This window comes from Acinetobacter sp. AS5, from assembly GCF_048957595.1.
Classification (GTDB): domain Bacteria; phylum Pseudomonadota; class Gammaproteobacteria; order Pseudomonadales; family Moraxellaceae; genus Acinetobacter.
This window is the reverse complement of record NZ_JARDAL010000016.1, coordinates 1-20,650: the sequence shown is the minus strand read 5'-3', so window position 1 is coordinate 20,650 and position 20,650 is coordinate 1. Positions and strand designations below refer to the sequence as shown.

General features: G+C 38.8%; 10 protein-coding genes. All 10 read right to left on the bottom strand.

Annotated elements, in window-relative coordinates:
- Positions 1-90 precede the first annotated feature (90 nt).
- Positions 91-1,332: a hypothetical protein gene (locus tag PV763_RS06640; protein ID WP_420937528.1), complete on the bottom strand. Its 1,242-nt coding sequence runs from the start codon at positions 1,330-1,332 to the stop codon at positions 91-93.
- Positions 1,333-1,344: 12 nt separating this feature from the next.
- Positions 1,345-2,535 (bottom strand): hypothetical protein, encoded by a 1,191-nt coding sequence (locus PV763_RS06635; RefSeq protein ID WP_096911067.1) that lies wholly within the window; start codon positions 2,533-2,535, stop codon positions 1,345-1,347.
- Between the two features lie 5 nt (positions 2,536-2,540).
- Positions 2,541-3,377, bottom strand: a complete 837-nt coding sequence (locus tag PV763_RS06630) for a hypothetical protein (RefSeq protein WP_043973308.1) — start codon at positions 3,375-3,377, stop codon at positions 2,541-2,543.
- Between the two features lie 12 nt (positions 3,378-3,389).
- A complete protein-coding gene (locus PV763_RS06625; protein WP_005005795.1) occupies positions 3,390-4,352 on the bottom strand; it encodes a hypothetical protein in 963 nt (320 codons plus the stop codon).
- Positions 4,353-4,377: 25 nt separating this feature from the next.
- Positions 4,378-5,178 (bottom strand): hypothetical protein, encoded by an 801-nt coding sequence (locus PV763_RS06620; protein ID WP_216078040.1) that lies wholly within the window; start codon positions 5,176-5,178, stop codon positions 4,378-4,380.
- Between the two features lie 9 nt (positions 5,179-5,187).
- Complete coding sequence (locus PV763_RS06615; RefSeq protein WP_005005789.1) at positions 5,188-5,616, bottom strand: hypothetical protein; 429 nt, start codon at positions 5,614-5,616, stop codon at positions 5,188-5,190.
- Positions 5,617-5,684: 68 nt separating this feature from the next.
- A complete protein-coding gene (locus tag PV763_RS06610) occupies positions 5,685-6,578 on the bottom strand; it encodes a hypothetical protein (RefSeq protein WP_005005788.1) in 894 nt (297 codons plus the stop codon).
- Between the two features lie 2 nt (positions 6,579-6,580).
- Complete coding sequence (locus PV763_RS06605) at positions 6,581-10,987, bottom strand: hypothetical protein (RefSeq protein WP_420937527.1); 4,407 nt, start codon at positions 10,985-10,987, stop codon at positions 6,581-6,583.
- A 312-nt stretch (positions 10,988-11,299) separates the two neighbouring features.
- Positions 11,300-17,932, bottom strand: coding sequence for a strawberry notch C-terminal domain-containing protein (locus PV763_RS06600; protein WP_420937526.1), 6,633 nt, complete (start codon positions 17,930-17,932; stop codon positions 11,300-11,302).
- Positions 17,933-17,963: 31 nt separating this feature from the next.
- Positions 17,964-19,598 (bottom strand): hypothetical protein, encoded by a 1,635-nt coding sequence (locus PV763_RS06595; protein ID WP_044431636.1) that lies wholly within the window; start codon positions 19,596-19,598, stop codon positions 17,964-17,966.
- Between the last annotated feature and the right edge of the window lie 1,052 nt (positions 19,599-20,650).

Sequence of the window (20,650 nt, the reverse complement as noted above, 5' to 3'; positions counted from 1 at the left end):
AAAGGGTTTTAAACAAAAAAAAGGGATGGCTTAAAACCATCCCTTTTTTTAAGTTTTTTTCATTATCAGTCTGATAATGAAAAAATCAGGCTATTTACTTGCCATTGCTTGTGAAAGTGCAATCCTACGAATGTTACCCGTAGACTTAGAACGATCTGTCACTTCAATTGAGCCGTCAGATAATTTGCTTTCAGCAGAAACTAGCGCAGCCAATACCGCTTCTTTACGTTCATTTGACTTGTATTGTTGATATTGCAAGTTCAAGCGTTCAGTACCTTGAATTAAACCATCGACCATCAAACCACGTTCATCTTTAATCGCTTGTGATTTAGCAAAGTCTTTGTAATCTTGCCCTGAACCTAAATAACGAGCGACACTTTTTTCCAAGTGTTGCATCGGTGCAAGTTTGGTACTTGAATCATGACTATTGGTACCACCACCAGCAACAGGGGAGTATTGCGCTTGAATTGCTTTCAAAGAGGTAATTGCTGGAGAAGTTAAAGCATCTTTCGCCAGTTTAGCCATCACATAATCTTGACCAGCAGATGTTTTCGCAATTTTTCCGTCAATTGGGGCATCAGGTAGACCAACCATGTTGTTGATCAATGCATTTTGAGCACGAGCCATCGCCGTGTCTGGCGCTGCAGTCGTGAATAAAGTTGAAGCTTGTAAACTTAGACTAGCATTTTCACCAGCAGCACCACATAGTCCAGACGCAGCCTGAGAAGTGGTACAAAACTCATTATGAGCTTGTAACATAGCTTCTTGTGCTTTGTGAGGGTTCATGTAGACACCAGGCGCAGCAATCACTTCAGAGCCAACTTTATTTAAAATTGAACTATCAGCAGATTTATTGTCTTGTTGAGCTTGTTCACGATCGCCTAAAACTTCACACGCTTTAAATGCTTGGCCATGTGCACCAAACTCAAATTGAGCTTTTTTCATTTGCTCACTTTGTTTAACAGCTTGGTACGCCGTTACAAGACTTTGTGCGTTTTTATGTGCGTTATCTGAAATACCTTGAGCAGATACAGCCTCTTGTTTCGTCAGGATCTTAATCGCTGCCGTCACATCATCTTGTTGCTTTTTAATGCCCAAAGATAAGTTTGAGTCCAACGCACGTAACGCAGCGCTTTCCACCGCATCAGCCTGTTGAAGAAGCATATTCAAGGTATTTACTGCCATCGGGTTGCCCACGGAAGCACAGTAATAAGCAGATGCAGAACCACTAATGAGGGCGAGGGTTAAACCGAGTGCACTAATTTTTGAACGAGAGCCGTGCGCTTGTGGCGCTTTCATAACTTTACGTGATGTTCTTTTCGGAGTACGCATTATTTAGTCTCCTTAAAATTGAGGCATAGTTTGTGAAAGCTTAACTTTCACTGACTGGCCGTATTTCGTTTTCACATCATCTTTTATCGGCTGAGATTTCGCTAAAAGTAATGCAGACAATAAACCTTCTTCACGCAAACTTTGCTTGTAAGTTTGAAGATCTAAATAAACAGAAACGCCGTTAATGATATTGGCTTCTTTAAGTAGACCGCGTGGATCTTGCATCGCCATCGCCATTTGCCATTTTTTAGCTTCAGGACCGCCGTAGTAACGTGCGATTGTTTGGTCGATCAAATCGTTGGCAGACACCATTTTGCCGTCAATATCTTTGAATGATTTTGTATTTTGCGCGTCAATAACCGCCAAGCTATACGCTGGCATAGCAAGTAAAGCTGTTTTTTGGTTGGTCGCTTGCAAATAATCTTTACCAGCTGGAGTACGTGCCGTTGCAGTAGACAATGATTTATCTGGTGTACCTAAAATGTTTTCACGCACGTAATGTCTTGCAAGAGCTTCTTTTGAGCCAGGTGCAACAGACTTAAACAGTAGGGAAGCATTGGTATCGCCACCCGGTAATTTAGACAACGTACATTGACCAGCTTGTGCTTCAGCAACCGTACAGAATTCAGCTTTATGCACGTTTAGGCGTTGATTAATCACTTCCTGTTGAGAGCCAACTAATTTACCGCCGACTTGAGAAGTTTGAGTCGCCATATCAGCTGCTTGATCAATCACTTGACCAGATGCACTCGACATATTTGTATTTTCAGCCAAAACCTCACAAGACTTAAAGCCTTGACCAGTATTGGCACCATAAGCAAATTGTGCTTTTTTCATGGTATCTGACTGTAAAAGCGCTTGAATACCAGTGGCAATAGTTTGGGTGTTTTTAGTTGTCGCATCGGTAATTTGGTTAGCAGCTTGCGCCTTTTGCTTCACCGCAACTTTAAGCGCTGCAACGATGTTTTCAGTCGAATCATCTAACTTTCTACGGGTACTTTGAGATACTTTTTGAATATCATTTGCTTGGTTGCTTGCATGCTTAGGAATCTGAGAAGACATCTCGCTCATAATCGTACCCAAACCAACCGTAGCCCATTCAGCAAAAACAGGACTACTAATCACCAAAGTTGCACCTAAAATGACAGGTACAAACTTTGATTTTCCTTTAGGCTGTCTTAAAGTATTTTTACGCTTTCTCATAGTCATTACTCAAAGAATTTGGCTGAAGCATTGGAGTTTGGTGTAGTGCGTTGCATCACATTATTAGCCACCGAATAGTTAGCCAGTGATGAAAGAGTACTTCCAGCCATGTATTTATTTTGAAAATCAACGCAAGTTGATGAAGAGCATTCCATCAATCCGACTGGAACAACGTTGTTAGATGCAATTGCCGAGTAGTTCAATGCAACAGTCGCTTGCTGTTCAGAAAGTCGAGAACGAGAAAAAACAAAAGCAGTATCAATGTCGCCATACTGCAGACCATTTGGAATCAAATTACAGACACCCATTTTTGCTTCTTCTACGCCACACGAGGTCGCCAAGTGAAACGCATATGGTGAGGTTGCTTCATCTGTTGAATTTGAGAAAAGTTTCCCTGAAACGTCTTGCATGTATTTAGAAACGTTAAAGTCTTTTAAGTTTCTATTGAGATCGGTTTGTTCACGTTCTTCAAGAGCCGTACAAAAAGCTGAATCAGGGAGGGCAGCATTCGTACCAGAATTTAAAATCGCTTTTTTGATCTCAATATTTTTATCGACACTTTGAATACCAGCAACGATCATTTCTGAATCACGCGTTTGGTTATCAACAATTTGATTTGCACTGACCGCTGTTTGTTGAGTAGATACACGCACAGCAGAACGTACCATCAATTGCTGAGCTTGTATTGCAAGCTCAGAAAGGATAGTGCCAAGACTAAAAGCATTGGTAAAAAGTGGTACGGATAATAGACCAACCGTTAAAGTACCCACCGCAATTGCTTTAACAGGTGAAAACTGATTAACAGTAATTCTTCTTTTACGCAGATTATTTCTATTTTTCATACCACCCCCAACTTAAGAGAAAAAGTCTTTAATTGATTGGGTGACAGAAGTAGATTCTGAACTTGAAGTTTTTGCGTTAGACGGTGTGCTAGTACTGGCTTTTTGATCAGTTGAATAAGAAACTGTACCAGTCGAGCTACTACCATTGATTGTATAAGTATCTCCACCCTCAAAAGCACCGCTAGGCATAACTAGACCAGGATCAAGTTTACCAAGTTGCCCATTCACAGCAGTACCAAGCGCACCCGATACATCAGTGTATTGACCCGCTTTGTTGATTTCACCTATAACATCATTCAATGGGCCAACAAGTTCAGTACTTGCAGTTTTCATTGCGTCACACGCTTTTTTAGTCGCGTAATCGACAACCATTTGTTGCGCTGCATTGATGATTGTATCAAGTGATGGAATAGTCACAGAAAGGTCAATGATTTTACCGATGTCAGCAAAACAGCCACCTTGACTAGCTGGACTGAACATTTTGTTAATATCGATTGGACGACCCCAAACCGTCATTTGTAGATCTAAGTTGTCTTTAACGACTTTACCGATCCCATCAGTTGCACATGATTCAATATTGGTTTGAATGTTTTGAGCAGCTGCTTGTTCACCTTTTTTAACCGCCATGAAGTTGTTTTCAGCAGCAGTAGAGTTGAATGACGAATTAGAACTGGTAGACGAATAATATCCGCTATTTGAATTCGACAAAGGCGTATCACCACCAGAGCTACTTGCAATGGTCGATGATGTTGCGATGTTTAAGTTACCCATGTTTTGAGTATTACTGGTAACAGAAGCAACGGAACTTTGTTGAACTGCAATAGCACTTGAACACCCAACAACGGTAGCAACAAAAATGCTTAAAGCACTTTTAGTTTTAAAAGCTGGCTTAACATTTTGTAGATTAGGGTTAGTCCTTAAAACATTGCCCCGAACTTGTTGTAGCCTTTTAGCTTTCTTGTGATTGTTACGCATATCTAGCCCTTTAAAAGAGTTATGATTAATGTTTTTTAGAAGCAAGTTCGCAAAGCACTACAACATCTTTTACTACAGCTTCACTACTTAAATATAAGGTAGCTATAAGGTGTTTTAACTCATATATCCTTTTAGCGAACTTATATATAGAATCATAATACCATTCTTCACCATATTGTAGTATATACTTCTCATTGGTTAAACATAGTTTTATGAATTCTTTTAAAATAGGACGCTTAAAAATAATAGCTGTCGTAATATATATAAACTGAGTACTAACCAAACACATTAAAGTATTAATTAGCTCTACTTCCTCTTTTAAGCATTCCTGTAAAACCAATGGCTTTAGGGTTTTAGAAAAACCTTCCTCAGTCACAATATCTTTTAAAAAACCTGAATCCGAGTACTTATTTTTCAGAAAATTACTTAATTCATGCACGTTCTTTAAGTAAATATTGATCTGATCTTTAGACGCAGTTTTGAAATGTTCCTCTACACGTTTTGGATCGTTTAACGTGATGTCGAGCATTTCAGATTCATTATTTTTTTGATTTAAAAGCACAAAAGCGGTGAAGCTGGTAACTTTGCGTGTTTCGCCAAGATAGCCACTACTGCAAGCATTCAAAAAAACAAGGCAATGCTGTTCAGTAAGATACAAGCCGTATTCTTTTGGTGTACCTGATTCAAAGAAATTGAGTGAACGCTTATCAAAATGAAAAGTGTTCTCTAAGGTCTGACAAAAGTAGTTAATAGAGTGTACAAAAGCTTCTGGTACAAAGGTTGTAGGCTCTTGAGACAATGCTATGTTTTGGCTTTCTATGCTCATTCCCACGATTTATTCCTCTTTGAGAGGTAGGGCGTAATAGCCCATTTGACTTAAAACACGTAAAGGAATATCAAAGTTAAGACTTTGCGTTAGACCAGATTTAGGGTTAAAGGTTTTAGCTGAAGCTATAAACAAAGTTTGCTCATTAATAAACACTTGAATGCTATTCGTGACCTTTTGTTCATCAAGTATGACGCCACATACAATATCTAATTTCACATCAAACGTATAAGCATCCATTTGAACGTCTATTGATTCCCAATCGATCGTCATGAACAAATTTTGGTTTTCAAATTCCAAATTACCTTCTTCAAGAACTTTATTGATTAATCCCTTTTCTAATAATTCCAAGTAAAACGCATGTAAAGGCGTTGCATCTGCAAAACCATGAGGATTAAACGGCGTTCTTGTCGGTTCAGTGATTTTAGTTTGAATCATGTTTAACTCCATTAAAGGGTATTTAGATTCTATCTTAAAACACCCTAAATGTTTTTATTTAAAATTAATTAAAACCCATTGCTATAAGTTGAAGCGCTTTCTTTAGTTTTAACGTTTTCAAGATTGCTTTGCGTAATAGTATCTTTGTAATGCTGACTAAACGCATTTTTACCCGTTTCGTTTATGTTCTTAAGCTCATTTTTAATGACCTTAAGATAGTCTTGATATTTCGGTGACTGTTCTACATAAACTTCGGTCGCTGCAATTGAGAACATGTTCTTATCATTGGTTGCGATCGGAAATAGGGCAGTATAGGAAGCATCTTGCTTGAGCTGGTCCACAGTTGTTTGTTGCTCAATGATCTTCGCCTGATAGTCCAACAATGTTTTATTGATGTTTTCATGACTATGGATAACGAAATTCAACTGTCTGTCATTCGGACGTTCAAGGGTAAACGGCTGATCGATACCAGAAAGCTTATTACAGATCTCCATATTGTATCGGTAGGCTTCAAACGAGTCTGAAAAGTGATTAAAGTCTTTTCGGAGAGCATTATTGTTTTCTAAGTCTTGCTGAAAGTCTTGAAAGCATTGCAATACATATTCATCTTCATTTTTTTCAACGAATAATTGAGCGATGTTGGAGCACTGGTGTCGTTCGCAGAGATCCGCAAGCTTTTGAATGCTTTTAACCTCATTTTTCTTTTCTAAGATATTGCGTAAATGTAGCTGAGTTGCCCGATACTCTTGCATCAACATATTGTGATGCTCGACAAATAGCTCATAATCGCTTTTAAGGTACGGACTGGCACCTTCAATCTCACGCTCTACCTTTTCATGCTTAGAGTTGATTTGAACACGCTCACGCGTGGTATTCACTGTATTTTGACCAAAACCACCTAAGATTTTATCAAAAGTAATCATCGCATCGATGTCGCCAGTTACGTTTTTATAGAGATCCATGATTAACGCCCCAATGTTTGATCATTGTCATGATCGTTTCTACGTGCGACTTCTAAATCTATATGCTTATCAAGGTCACTCAAAAATTGAGATGTCGTATTTTTCTCAAGCTTTACTTGGTCTAAGTAGTTTTTAGTATTGAGATTCAAACCATCTTGGAGCGCTTCTAAGCGTAGGCCAGTTTTATCAAAATCAGCCTCAAGGATCTGATTCACTTCTTTGATTTTGTCCATGTCTTGCTGTTCTAGACGGTGTAACTTCACATCTTCATGAATCGCAGCGATATAGTGATCGGTTAAGATCTCTTGCTTTAAGTGCTGAAGCGCAATTTCCACGTTTCCTGTTTCAGCAATCACGGCGTTGAAGCTGTCAAAGATTTGACCTGTTTCAGCCGAGTTTCTAAATTCAACAATACGAGGCTCAACACTATTAAGGTTTACAAACTTGGCATCACCATACGCAGTAGGTAGTACTAGATGATCATCCATACATTCAAAAAGTTGCTTATATTCAGCATTCATAAGATTTGATGCTGCTTGAAGCTTTAAATCTTGTTGTAACGTGTCTAGGCGTTGGTTGAGATGTAGAAAGCTTTGAACATACATCTCGTTTTGAGAGTTTTCAGGCGCAACAACGGTTGAGGCCATACCTTTAACAACATTTTTCAGTTGCGTATTTTGAATCTGATCAGCAATTTGATTAAGCACGTTAATGTGATCGGCTTTCACAAGGTTATTGTTTTTCAGTTGTTCAATAAATTGATTTTGTTCAATCACTTTTTCACTTTCCTTTTCGCTGAATAACGAATCTTTAATTTGTTGTTTCACCTGGTCCAAGTTAGAGAAGAGGTGAAGTACTTCTTGTTCATTGCTGTTATTGACTGCATTTAGCAATGTAACAAACACATCATGGCTGATTAGTTGTTGCTGATTATTTTCCGCATTCTGAAATTCAGCAATTTGGCTACGGCTAATGACTTCAACACCAACATCATTGATATAGCTTGCACCAATCGGGGAGAGTTGATTATCTGGAGCTTTTACGGCGTAGTACTCGCCTGATTTGCCATCATCTTTGGCGCATAGACCAATATATGTATTGCCATCTTGCGTAATGATTTTTGAACCGATGCTATTGAGTGCTGCAGAGGGTTGTAACGTACTCAAGGTTTGAATCAATTCTTTTTCGCGATTTTGATGAATTGCATTACTTACTGCTTGGTAAACTTCAGGATCTAAATAAGTCACCTGATTGGCAGATTCTTCATTGAGCGCCGTGACAGTATTCCACTCTAAAATATCTTTACGCGGTATCGTTGTAATACCGGCATTAATAATATCTTCCGTGGTAATTTGACGATCAAGGTTGGTAATGGCCACGGCGTTGTATTCGGGTGCAATTGATTTATGACCTTCCGAATCTGAAGTCAGTACCACGAATTGACCGTAATCCGTTTTCACCATAGCACCTACAACACTGAGCTTGCCTTCCAAAATCATTTTTGAAAGTTCAAGTTCACGTTCGGCAGATCTGGCGTAAGTATTAGTCTGTTCTGCAGTATTGTTGATGGTATCGGCTTTGAGCTTGTCTAAGTATTCGCTTGAAAATTTACCAAGCGCATTTAACTCGTCTATCGGCTCGACAGACTCCAGCTCATACAGTGGAACGGTAGAGGATTCATTCACGATGTCTTTAAGATAAAGCACATCTTTTTCAGTGATATTTTCGAGATCTTCAATCACCGAAAGAGGCACAACGATCGCACGTTTATCCAGATTATCGGAAGCTATATCCAAAACAACCATATTGGTTTGGGTTGTTTCATCTTCATAAACCATACCGACAAACTGTTCAATTTCAGCATTAGAAACATTGTTGTGACGGTCTTTAAAGAATGCTTCTAAGTCAGAATCATGATCAACATAAATACTGTCATAAGGGTTCATTGGTTTACCGTCATTGTTTTGGTCTTGGCTTTGCGGTGCTGATTGAGTTGCCGACTGTTCTGCAGTATTGCCTTTAAACTTACCCAAAAGGTTTGAAAGTTTAGATTTGGCTTTCTTTACTTGATCCGAAATCATTTGACCTGATTGATAGGCACGTTGAATAAACTGATCTTTGTATGAAGCTTTGGCTTCTTCAGTCATTTGTTCTGGATCTTGCCCTAATGGATATTCGGCACCAAGGAACATACGTGCTTGTTCTAAATACTGAGAACAAATGGGTTCAAAAAAGCGACCTTCAAACTCATGGATCTTTTCAGACTTAATGCCTTCGTGCAGTTCTTCAATTGAGAGAAACGTTACTTTGTCTTCAATCGTTTCTAAATAGAACGGCGTAATCGGGGTAAGTGCATCGCTACCTTCCACTTGAGGCGGTAAATCTGCTTCTTTAACCAGTTTGATAAATGGGGTAGAGGATTCAACACCTTCGACAGAATCCTTACCGACTACATCAATCACGATGTATTGTTCACCGTCAATGGCATAGACTTTAGCGACATTTAGATCGAATTCTTCTAAGGTAACGCCGTCACGGTCTTTATTCAGTTGAGTGGTATATGGATCGTTTAAAAGAGGCAACATTTGCTCTTTTGAGATCGGTTTTAAAATATCGGCATTCTTACCAGGTTCAGTCAATTTTGATTTATCGGCTGTATTGGCAAGCTGTTCGGGTTGTTGTGCGTCTGGATGGTTACTTTTAACGGTAACATCAGGATTGATTGGTTTATCCCAAATATTTTTCAGGTTATCAAGGCTTTTGTTCTTGTTGAACATGGCCATAATCGCTGCAATGATCAACTTGATTGTTTTCTTAACCAGTTCAATCATGACTGCAATCATTTTTGCACTGAGCGCAGCGAGTTCATCAGCGACCGTGCGTGGATGGCCGTGGCTATTTTCACGCGCTAAAGGAGGACGTTCGTTACCTTCCTCATTTCGCATATCCTTAAAGCTTTTAGAGGCAACGCTACTTGCAGCCAAACTTGCTTTGTCTTGTGGACCACCAGCAATGTTTAATGTGCTCTTTGGTGTACCTTTTGGTGCATTCGGATCAGCTGATTCAACATCTTCCTTTACTGTCTCTTTAGTCTTCTGATTTTCTTTATGTTCTTTCAAAAGTAGAGCAGCTTGTAACTGGTCGCTATGTTCACGGGTTTCTAATAACTGAATTACTTCCTTGGTTAACGTGTCCGTATTGAATTCAAGATAGTGAATCTCAAGTTGTTCAAGTCGAGCAGCTGTATGGTCGCTATTCACACGCCATTGATCCATGACGATAGTTTTTGGCACTAAGCCAAGTTCTTCAGCTTCAATCCCACGAATTAAGCAAAAATCACGCACTTGGCGCATCAATGCGTTAATTTGGTTTTTATCGGTTAATTCACCTGAAAAATAGGTATTCGGTGCACCCGTAACTTCGTTGTAGATCTGCTGTTTTGCTTCACGCACGACTTGGTTTTGGTTAATCAAGCCTTCAATCGCGAATTGACGATTACTCAGGAAGTTGAGGGCATTTTCTTTAGTTGCACCCTTCAGGCTTAAACCATAGTAGGGCTGAGTGACAAAAGATTTTGTCTCAAAGTTAAAGAGGGTTTTTTCAGCCACTTGAACGGCTTCAAATGGATTCTCTTCTTTGGAAAGGAGGAAATCAGGATCATTGTCTGATAGGAATAATTTAGAGTCTGCAGTTGTATATACACGGTCTTCAACTTGCAATGAACTGTTATTTTCAGCAATATTGCCTAATCCTTGGTCCAGTGCGTTTTTAGTCTGGATTTTATTCAGATCCGCAATAAACTTAAGATCATCATCATTCTGCAGATCAAGCCCGATGTCTGCAAAGAATTCTAATTGACTGGCTGGATCTCTTTGCTCAAGTGCATCAAATACTTTACCAATCAGAACAGGATCAAGTTCAGCTAAATCATTGACAGTGACAGCGGAAAGATCAAACGTGTTTTCAGGAATGATGGACTGTTCATTCTCGTAGTTCGGGTAGCTACTACGCTCATAATCACCTTCGTCAAAAAACATCGGTTCATCATCGTTCAACCGAGTATCTTCAAGAGGGGGAGCGTAATCATAATCTGGGTGCCCAGGAGGTACAGAGTTACCGCCCATAGGCTGATCATATTGATACCCATCATCTTGCATGACTGGCGGTTCTTCCATTAATGGAGGTTCAGATAGGGGATCATTGCTATATGGTTCAGACTGGTATTGTTGCGATTGATCATGTGCAACATTGTTTTGTTGTGGCGTAGGCTGGATGGATTGAAATTTCACGCCGTCCAAACTTAAATCATCCCACTGTTCCAGGCCCTCATTGAAAGTTAATGATTGGCCGTCTTGCAGTTGATCAAGTGTTTGCTCGTCAAAATTATCTTGTTTAGGGCTTTGGTCCATATTTGATCCTTATGACAGGTGGCCTTTCTGATTTTAAGAGTCCTTTTTAGAATCTGTATCAACATTCCAAATAAAGTCTTCTTTAAAGTCAGAATTAAAACCAGTTGTGATGTCTAATTCACTGTCAAAATCCACTAAATCTGAGTTATTAGAAGATTCCTCTAAGGGATTAGAGTTGCACATAAAATACCTGTATTTGTTTTTTAAAACGTCAATGTGATCGTCACAGATATGATACATGGTATATACGAACTAGACCACACGTAATTGTTATTCACGTATGGTCTGGTATATACCTTTTAAGGGAGGGTTTTAGAAAGATAATTGCTGGATTTCTTGATCGTTATCTAGGGTTTTACCCTCAGGTAACTCAGCCTTATAAGCTGGCTCTTCTGGAGGATTAAGCATAAGGTTAATTTCATTTAAAAAGTAACCATTACCATCAGGAAGTTTAGATTTTAAATCCAAAAAGGCAGCTTCAATTTTGGTTGTACTGTCCAGCTCGTCAACAAAGCGTTCAACATCCTTGAGATCAAGCGCAAATCTAAACTCATTACGGCCTGGCTCAGTAAAGTGGATGTTCAACGATTCATCTGTTTTACCGCCTTTAGGATCATGGAATACGTTGGTATTCGACATAAAACGATTGAACTGTTTTGCAACAGATTTCACCGTCACATTAAAGCAGTCTGAACCGTTGTAGTAGAACTCAATACTTGCTTTCTTGTACGGGAAATTAACCTTAGTACCCACATAGTTATTGCGGTTGAAATCAATGTTTACAGGCAATTGATTAAAGAAGTTCGCAATCTCTTTAACTTGCTTAAACGTCACTTGGTTTTCAAGAGAGCTTTCAAACAAGTCAGTTGGTGTATTTGATGGCAATAATAACGCACGGTTACGCATACCATCAGCATCGGTAAATATAACGGTTGAATGTCGTAGATCTAGTGAGCTGACAATCTTATGTGCCTTGAACATATTGCCCGTTAAGGTAATCGCTTGTCGTGTGACATCACCAGACGGCGCTTTCTCAAAATAGGTACGCGTATAACGGGAATAATTGTTTTGTTCAGTAAATAAGTTCACCAAGGGTTGACGATCCTCAACATGACGTCTATTCACATCAGCATAAGAATAAAATTCAGGATTGAAGCGTTTTAGGATAATACGTCCTTTTTCACTCACTGGAGCTACCCAATCCAAGTCTTGCTTGGCATTTTGCATGGTGTAATTGATCAGTGGAACTTTAAACGACTTCTTATCACCAGGGTAAACCAAATCAAGCTTAACCGCATTCGGTGTGATTGCACCTCCACGTAACGGCGGTAGGTCTAGACGTAGCAAAGCACCTGTTTTGTGATCTGGCGTCACTTCATCATCAAAAAGACTAGGTTTTGAGATAAGGAACAATAACCCATGCGCTGAATGACCTTCTTTTTCGTTCCTTTCCATAGAACGAGCCAAGAATTTTAGATCCTGAACAATTCGATACATGCGATCAAAGTTAGAGGTCAAAATAGGATCATTGGCTAGATAAACCGCTTCAGCTACTTTTTCAAAGGCATCTGCAGAGTGATCATCAGGTTTACGAAATTGAATATCATCAATATGTTTTACATTGGCTTCAACAACACCGAAATGATCAAATACTTCGTGTCGATAATCACGAATTACTTCACCACGCATTTGCCCACTTTTGAAAAATAACTTTTGCTTAGCAAAGCCTTCATATTTTTGGTACATCAATGCCTCAAAGTTATAGGCATAGTGTAGTAGTCCGTGTACCGTTTCATTGATGTTTTCATTGATACGTTTAAATTGACGCACCAGATAATCATCACTTTCTTTGAACATGAGTTTTAGGTTGTCAGCACGTAATGGCTCAACATGTTCAATGTATTGCAGACCTTCAAAACGCACAGGTAGATCAAAGGTATTGATCTTGGCTGCTTCTGTTTCTGAAGTCACGGTAAAGAAGTTGTCCTTCACTTCAAACTCACGGACTTTTTTAGCTTTCCAGTCTAAAAAGTTGGTCTTGAGTGGGTTACGACCCAACAAGTCTAATTCACGGATCTTATCGTTATAGTCAACAACCAAGTCTTGATAAACCTGTTCTTGCTGACTAATCGGCATCAAAATCAGTTTAGATAGCAACTGGTTCACATGATAGTTTTGCGCCGTGCGATACGATGGTCCTTTTTCATCATCCGAAATATCAATATCAAGTGTGTTCGCCAAGTTCACGTTATTTTTCAAATAGTCCAACGATACCCGGTTGCCAATGTAGTTGAGCATGTCAGGATAATCGTTTTCGTTAAACTTGGTTTCTGAGTTGGCAGAGACGTTCGCTGATAGGGTAGACAGTTTACGCATCATCATTAAGTGCATACGTGTTTCTGCTGGAATACCCGAATCTACTGTCGTCATAATCGGATGTGATTCTTCACCACGGCGACCCACACGACCGATCATCTGAATCGTATCGGTAGAGTTCTCAGGTTTTTGCAAGAAAAACAACTCACGTTGGCGCAAGTGATCCGATGGAATTGTAGGATCAGGGTTTTTAGCTGCATGTAGAGAAATACCCGTACAACCAGAGCGAGTCACAATAACAACATCGATTTCACCAGATTGGAATTTTGATTGAACCAAAATCTTACCTTGTGTCGTATTGTTCTCTTGTTTATTAACCTTCCATTTGCCGTCTCTTGTTTCCGTTAAGTGGATCTGACGGCCAGAGATTTCATCAATCTTGAAGCCAGCTTTTGTCACCTTGTTACGTAGTACGTCCAAAGGCATCAAAGGTAGATCAGGGAACTTTTGAATCTTTTCTTTGATACGATCCAAAATGATTTTATACGGACTTACCACTGGATCGCCGTTTTCATTAAATGTCACTTCCGTACTGAGCTTCTTAACGAACGAGTTACCGTAGTTATCTTCAGCTTTCACCACATCGATGCGATCTAACATCACTTCAAGCAAGTCACGGAATTGTGGGAGTTCATCTAAAACAGAAATTTGACTTTGCAGATAGCTACCGCGCTTATCTTCAAGCTTAGTCAATTCCTTTTGAATATTTTTCGCTGCTTTTTCATCGCCAGCGTCACGGTTTTCTTTGATCATGAGTTTTTGAAGCTCATTTTCAAGAAATTCAATTTCTGACGATACCGACTTGAAGTTATTAAACGCTTTTTCTTTTTCAGGCGAATCAGCGGTAACGTCTTGCGCCGTATCTGCTTTTAAAATCGCTTCCATGCGACTTTGCATCAAAATGTTGAATAGACTCTCACCCGTATTTTCCAAACCAATCACGGGCTTTCTACCCTCATGTAATGCCTGAATCACAGCATCACTTGTAGAGTCAGTTTTCAATGCCAATAGGAATTGCTTTTGGATCTGGTACATTCGAGATCCAAAGTTCATCACACTCAAACTTAAACGGTTTTTCGGATCGTCTGAATCCTGATGAAAGTCTAAATTGGCAACAGCATCATCATCATTGGCAATGTTTTCTAGCGCATCGAGGCGAATATCTTTAGAAAATTTCACCATGTCCGTCAAGATGTCAGAAAGAACATCTGAGTAATTGTGAAATTTCTTAATTTCCTCTTCAGTTGGCACAAAGGTTTGAATGGTAATGTGCGAGAGATCTTGCTCTCTACGAATCATGGCAGAGCTGTCTACCAAACCTTCAGAAATAAACTCCAAAATTGGACCATCTGCATTTTCGATAACCTTTTGTAAGTCATTACGAGATACGGATCGAGGGAACAATTTATGGAAGAATTCAAGATTTTCAGGTTTCTTAATTGCCGATGCAGACTGGAAATTAATTAGATTGGTCTGATCAATAACATCTAAGAAAAATTGACTTGTAGCTGATTTCAAGGATGCTGCACGGTGCGTTTCATCCATCACCAAAACAGTGTCTTGATTAATAAAACGAGTCAATAACGCACGTTTCCGGTTTGGTCGGTTAAATTGGCTATACGTTGCCAATACCAAGTCATGTTGCGCTGGAATATCTTCAATTTCCTTAGGCAGATCTTGGCCAGTGAATAAAACCTCTTCAGTACCAAAGCGGTTAATCACAGCATCCGAGTTAAAGATAAACGGATCTTTAAAGAACTTGTCACTGTCTGTAGCAACAATATCACGCCAAATGTCGTTCAAGAGTTGCGTTGTATCTGTAAGGAAAACAGGGGGCTTTCCTCTTAACGCACTATATCGTAAACACGCAGCTGCAATACGACCTTTACCTAAACCCGTCTGGTCGCCAATAAGCACAGGTAAGTTTTGGTCAAAACGTAAAATGATATGGGCAACCGCATCGACCTGTTCACATGCAAAAGCGGACTTTAGTGCATCAAAATTGTCATATTGCAATTTCTTAGCGACATAGGCATCAACAAGAGTAGGGTAGTTACCATTATCGACTTCAGCTTGGAAATTGATACCCCCAAAACCTAATACATTTTGGATGTGTGTAGTCAATTGAGCATTTGCCTGATTAATCGCTTTAATCTGGTTTTTAGCCACTAAAGCAATTGGCTCAGATGCCATAGACATCGGTATATACTTAACTTGGTATATATTTTCCGGAGTTGGTTCTGTTGTGTTTTCAGCATTAGGAACAGGAACAATCGGCTGTAAATTTGATTGGTCAGATTCAACAGTCGGTTCTTCTTTTTGCTCAGTACCGATCGCTAATTCAGAATTTAACTTAGCAATCTCTTCAGCAGTTAAACCCGGTTCCTGTTTTACTTGCTCTACCGCTGGTTCTTCAGCTGGTGTTTGTTCAGGTGTTTCACCCTCATTGGTCGCCGTGGTATCACCTACTTGAAGATTAACGTCATCGTCAAGGTCTTCATCCTGATTTTGGTTCTCGTGCGGATTCTTTACCTCAGGCACGAAATCATTGTCATTTTCATTTTCAAACGTTGGTGTAGCTTCAGTTGGTGTAGGTACATCATCATCTGAACTGGTTGTTTGCGTACTAACTTCAACGGTTCCAAAGTCAAAAGAAACTTTATTCGGTTTTGATTTAGGTTTACGACCAAACATCGGTTTTGGTTTGACAGCTTCCTCTTGCTTAATCTCTTCTTCTTTAGCGACCACGACTTCATCAAACATAGTGACTGCAGACGTAGGCGTTACACTTGATGCAATATCTTCAAGTGGCGAAACAGGCTGTTCATCACCTAGACTGGCAAACAAATCGTCATTTTCTTTTTCAACAGGCTTAATCTCAACAACAGGTTCAACCACTGGTGCTTGTTGTGCTTGTTGCTCAACTGGAGTCGGAGTAGTTGGCTTGAAGTATAGATCCTTATTCGGATTCAAACGATTATAGATTACGTTATTAGCCCATCCCCAAAGTTCGTCATAGTCCGTAATGACTTTCAACTTATCTGGTACCACAGAAGATTGGTAAGTTTGTAGTAACGCTTGTTCGTTTTTACGATTGCCTACCACTAACATACGAACATTTTGATTAGCGCCGTTTCGTGCATATGCATTGCCGTGGATTTCTACAACCGCCTCAACTTCATAATGCTTATAGAGATAATTAAGTAAATTCTTTGATTTACGCTCAACCGTACCATCTGAAATCTGTTTATCTGAGCCAATAATGAAAACTGAACGCCCTTGATCGTTTCGTGCGTTTAGTGATTTAACCAGAATGGCATGGTCCAATTTATCCGTACTGAACCAGACGTTTTCTGATGGATCTACCAATAATGGGTTTGGATCTACGCCGTTACGCTGTTGAACCAAAATTGGTGCAACACGTTCTAGTTTATCCATAGCACCAAAAGGAGGGTTGGCAATCACATAGTCAACTTTTTGCTTAAACGTTTGCTCAAAATCAATTTGTGTAGCATCTGCAGTAACAACCGTGCATTCATAATTTTGAGTCAGTGCTTTTGTACGTTCAGCACGTTTGGGATCTAACTCAACCGCATAGACAGAAGCATTACGCTCTTGGGTTAATAAACCGATTAAAGATCCATTACCCACAGTTGGCTCGAGCACGGAAAAGTTTTGTTTTGTTCGGTTATCACCCTCAATCAATAAGCGCTGAGCCACAAGTGACATCGGGATTGGAGTCGAATATTGCTGTAACATACGAATCGTATTGTTTCGCATGGTCTTAGTCGGCATGCGATTGTATAACGCTAAACTCGTTTTAAATGAGCTCTCAGTAAAATCAAGCTCACCTAACTTTTCGACCATCACTGTTTCAAGCGCTTCTTCTGCAGTATGGATCTGTTTATCTGTTACCTTGGATACATCAACGTCAGCATTTTTGGCTTGCGTGATTAGAGCTAAAAACTTTAAAAAGTCCTGGTGATTATGGCTCTTTGTTTCATGTTCTAATTGATAGATATAGCCTCTTAAGCATTCTTTTAAATCTTTTTGCTTGGTCGCACGTAAGTACAGACTAGACGGCTGATCATTAGGACCTTCAGGTATTTGCGTACCTTGGGCATTCACGTAAAAACGGTTATGAGCTGAAGCATAGATTTTGTTGCCATCAGAGTTATAACCGAGTGGAGTTGCACTATTCAACGCAACGTTCAATCGTTGTGGCACCAATGTTTTTGCTTGGGCATTGAATAAATCATGCAATTCTTGGCGAGTCGCAAGCACACTACGGATAAATTCTTTTGGAATACCCAAAACTTCATGAAACAGTCTTGGTTTGATCGTTTCATTCAAATTGTATTGATACAAGTGACCGTCAAAGTGAGGATAAGCCTCAAACTTCATCGGTGTAAAACCAATGTTATTCAAATTTTCTTTAGATAGTTTTTTTTGAACGTCCAATAAAAGTAATTGGCTATCCGTCTGGCCAACACGCCGTACATCGAGATATACACCAGCTTGTGATAAGTCGATCCATTTAATTTTTTCGTTTAAATCATGAGTAGTCATAGCGAACCTGAAGAAGAATTATTTTATTTGATTAAAAAGTCATGTCGTTATAGACATCAGAAGTCGCAGCCTTTTCTTGGCTTTTCTTAACATCCATTTCTGGCTGTCTGACTTTCATCATTAACTCTTGCGGATCAGGTAAAAGATCGTGGTTGAAGTTCTTAGATAACGGACTATCGATTGAAGCTTTATGTTGCTGTACATGCTCTACCGTAATTTCTGAAAAGTTCAACGCATTCATACGGGTTTGAGTAAGTTCAACAGGCTCGATAAACGAGACAAAACAATTATTCGAGTTCCGTTGGTGTGGTTGAATAACAATAAACGCTTCAGCAAATTGCTGTTTTGCATGCGTCAATTTATTCATGGTCTGACGATCAACTTGACTTAAAAATTGAGGATTTAAGTCGTGCGGTTTTGGATTGCCGTAGTCATCGGTAAATTGATTCACTAGGGGAGGTGCACCAACACCACGAACACCCTCACCAGTACGTAAATCTATTTCTGGATCTACCTTGCGAAAACCAGCGTGAGGCGTTTTATTGTTGAAAAATTTCTTTAAGAACGTGTCTTTGTAAAGCGCACCTAGTTGTAGTTGTTGGCCATGATAAACCTCAGGCAGTAATTTTTGACTCACCAAGCCAGCGTAAAGACGTTTTAAATTTTGATTTTTTTCTTTGTCTACATCTTCATTGTAGAACACTTTAATTTGTCGATCGCCAAGTAATGCAAACAGGGCAATACGGGCCTGGTCCATAACATAAACGTTCTGAGCCTGTTTATCGAACTGGTCTTTTTCATACTGGTTGGATGGTACAAAATTTGGATCAAATGTTGCGGTGTGAAAGTCATTGCCGTTCAAAATATCTTTGATACTTTCAATCGGATCTTTAGCAACCCGATAAGACTTTTTAGTTTTATCAATACCGCCACGTTCCATCAACGGATCTGGCTTAGCGAATTGCTTAACACTTTCACGATCAGCACTGTCATAGGTTGGAATCAATGGGATTGTAGTTAATACAGAACCAGACTCATAGCGCACAACAATTTTTGAAAATGGAATGCGCTCAGGTTGGTTGTCAGTACTATTCGATAAAGATTTAACAAGAAGCTGTAAATTATTTTTAATAATAGCGTTATGAAGTGCTGGAGAATTAATTTTTACATTGGGCACTTGCATATGTGCTGCATCTTCAATGATTTGAGCTTTAACAAAGAAATCGCCGTTTTTTTGTTGATGCACATTGATAGAAGTGACTGCTTTAATTAATTGCGAATTCGGGTTGTTACTCATTACGTTGCACCACTGAGCAACATAAGTTTTATAACCGTCAAGAGATTCGTTGGGTGAGTCAACACATTTGTCAAAACAGATAATTCGACCACGGTTAGCACCGCGATTATGTGTGTCTAATGAAGTACGTTGGTTACGTCCAGAATCAAATTTTGCGTGGACTTCATCTACTGAAACATTCTCAGTATGATGCTTGTTGAGTTTATTAATGATCTTCGTGAATTCTTCAGATGAACTCATTCGTATGCGAACTGGTTCATTGGTAGACATATCAAAGCCGTATGCATACTGCTCGTCTTGTTCATCATGTTTGTAAAATTGATCTACAGTCATGACGATACGTTTAATCGTATTATCACTTTTACTCATTTCTTAAATTCCACGCTTTATATTTTTGATTGCTGGTCATTGACTCAAGCTATTTATAAAATACTACAAAACCTCATTGGTATATACTAAGGAGGCAAATAAAAAATTAAAAAATATATTAAAAAGTTTAAGAGTAAATTTTTAAAAAGAAATTTATGTTTATTATCTTTCTAATTAAGGGAAGTTAATTAGGGGCTTTTTTTATGCTTATTTTTCATGACATTACAGGATTAGGACGGAAAAACACAAATGGTACGAGCGAAAATCAAATTCATTTGAGCGCAAATTGAATTTGATTTTTTAGAAAAAAAGGCGTTTTTAGCTGATTTTTGACGTTTTTATCCACTTTGCAGTTAAATTCTATCCACAAATTAAGTTCTTGTATATTAAAATGTATTTAAAAATATGAGTAAAATATTGTTCATTTTTTAGCTTTTTGCAATATTGGAAATTTGCAAACTAGCAAGTATTGTAAGTCACTGTTTATAATAAAATTAAATAGAATAAAAAAATACTTCCAGCGCAAATTAAATTCATTTGAGCGCAAATTAAATTCAAAATCCTGCGGATAACTTTTCCAATTTCATGAGAGCCTTGATAATAAAGACTTTCAGATTTTATGAGGAATATCCCTTATATACGACCCAACGATCGCTATTTAGCTCGTTTTACGACAAATCAATAACTTACGCCATTAGGACGGAAGAAAGTTTACAACTGGATGTAACAAAGTTTCGCTGAGTTCTTACTATAACAGAAAATCAATGAGTTACGCCATTAGGACGGAAGAAAGTTTACAACCCATTTATAAAAAACTTTCGCTCATATTTTGGCACCAATATAAATCAATAACTTACATCATTAGGACGGAAGAAAGTTTACATCCACTTATAAAAAATTTTCGCTCGAAATTTGCCAGCACTATAAATCAATAACTTACATCATTAGGACGGAAGAAAGTTTACACCCCATTTATAAAAAACTTTCGCTCGTATTTTGGCACCACTATAAATCAATAACTTACGTCATTAGGACGGAAGAAAGTTTACATC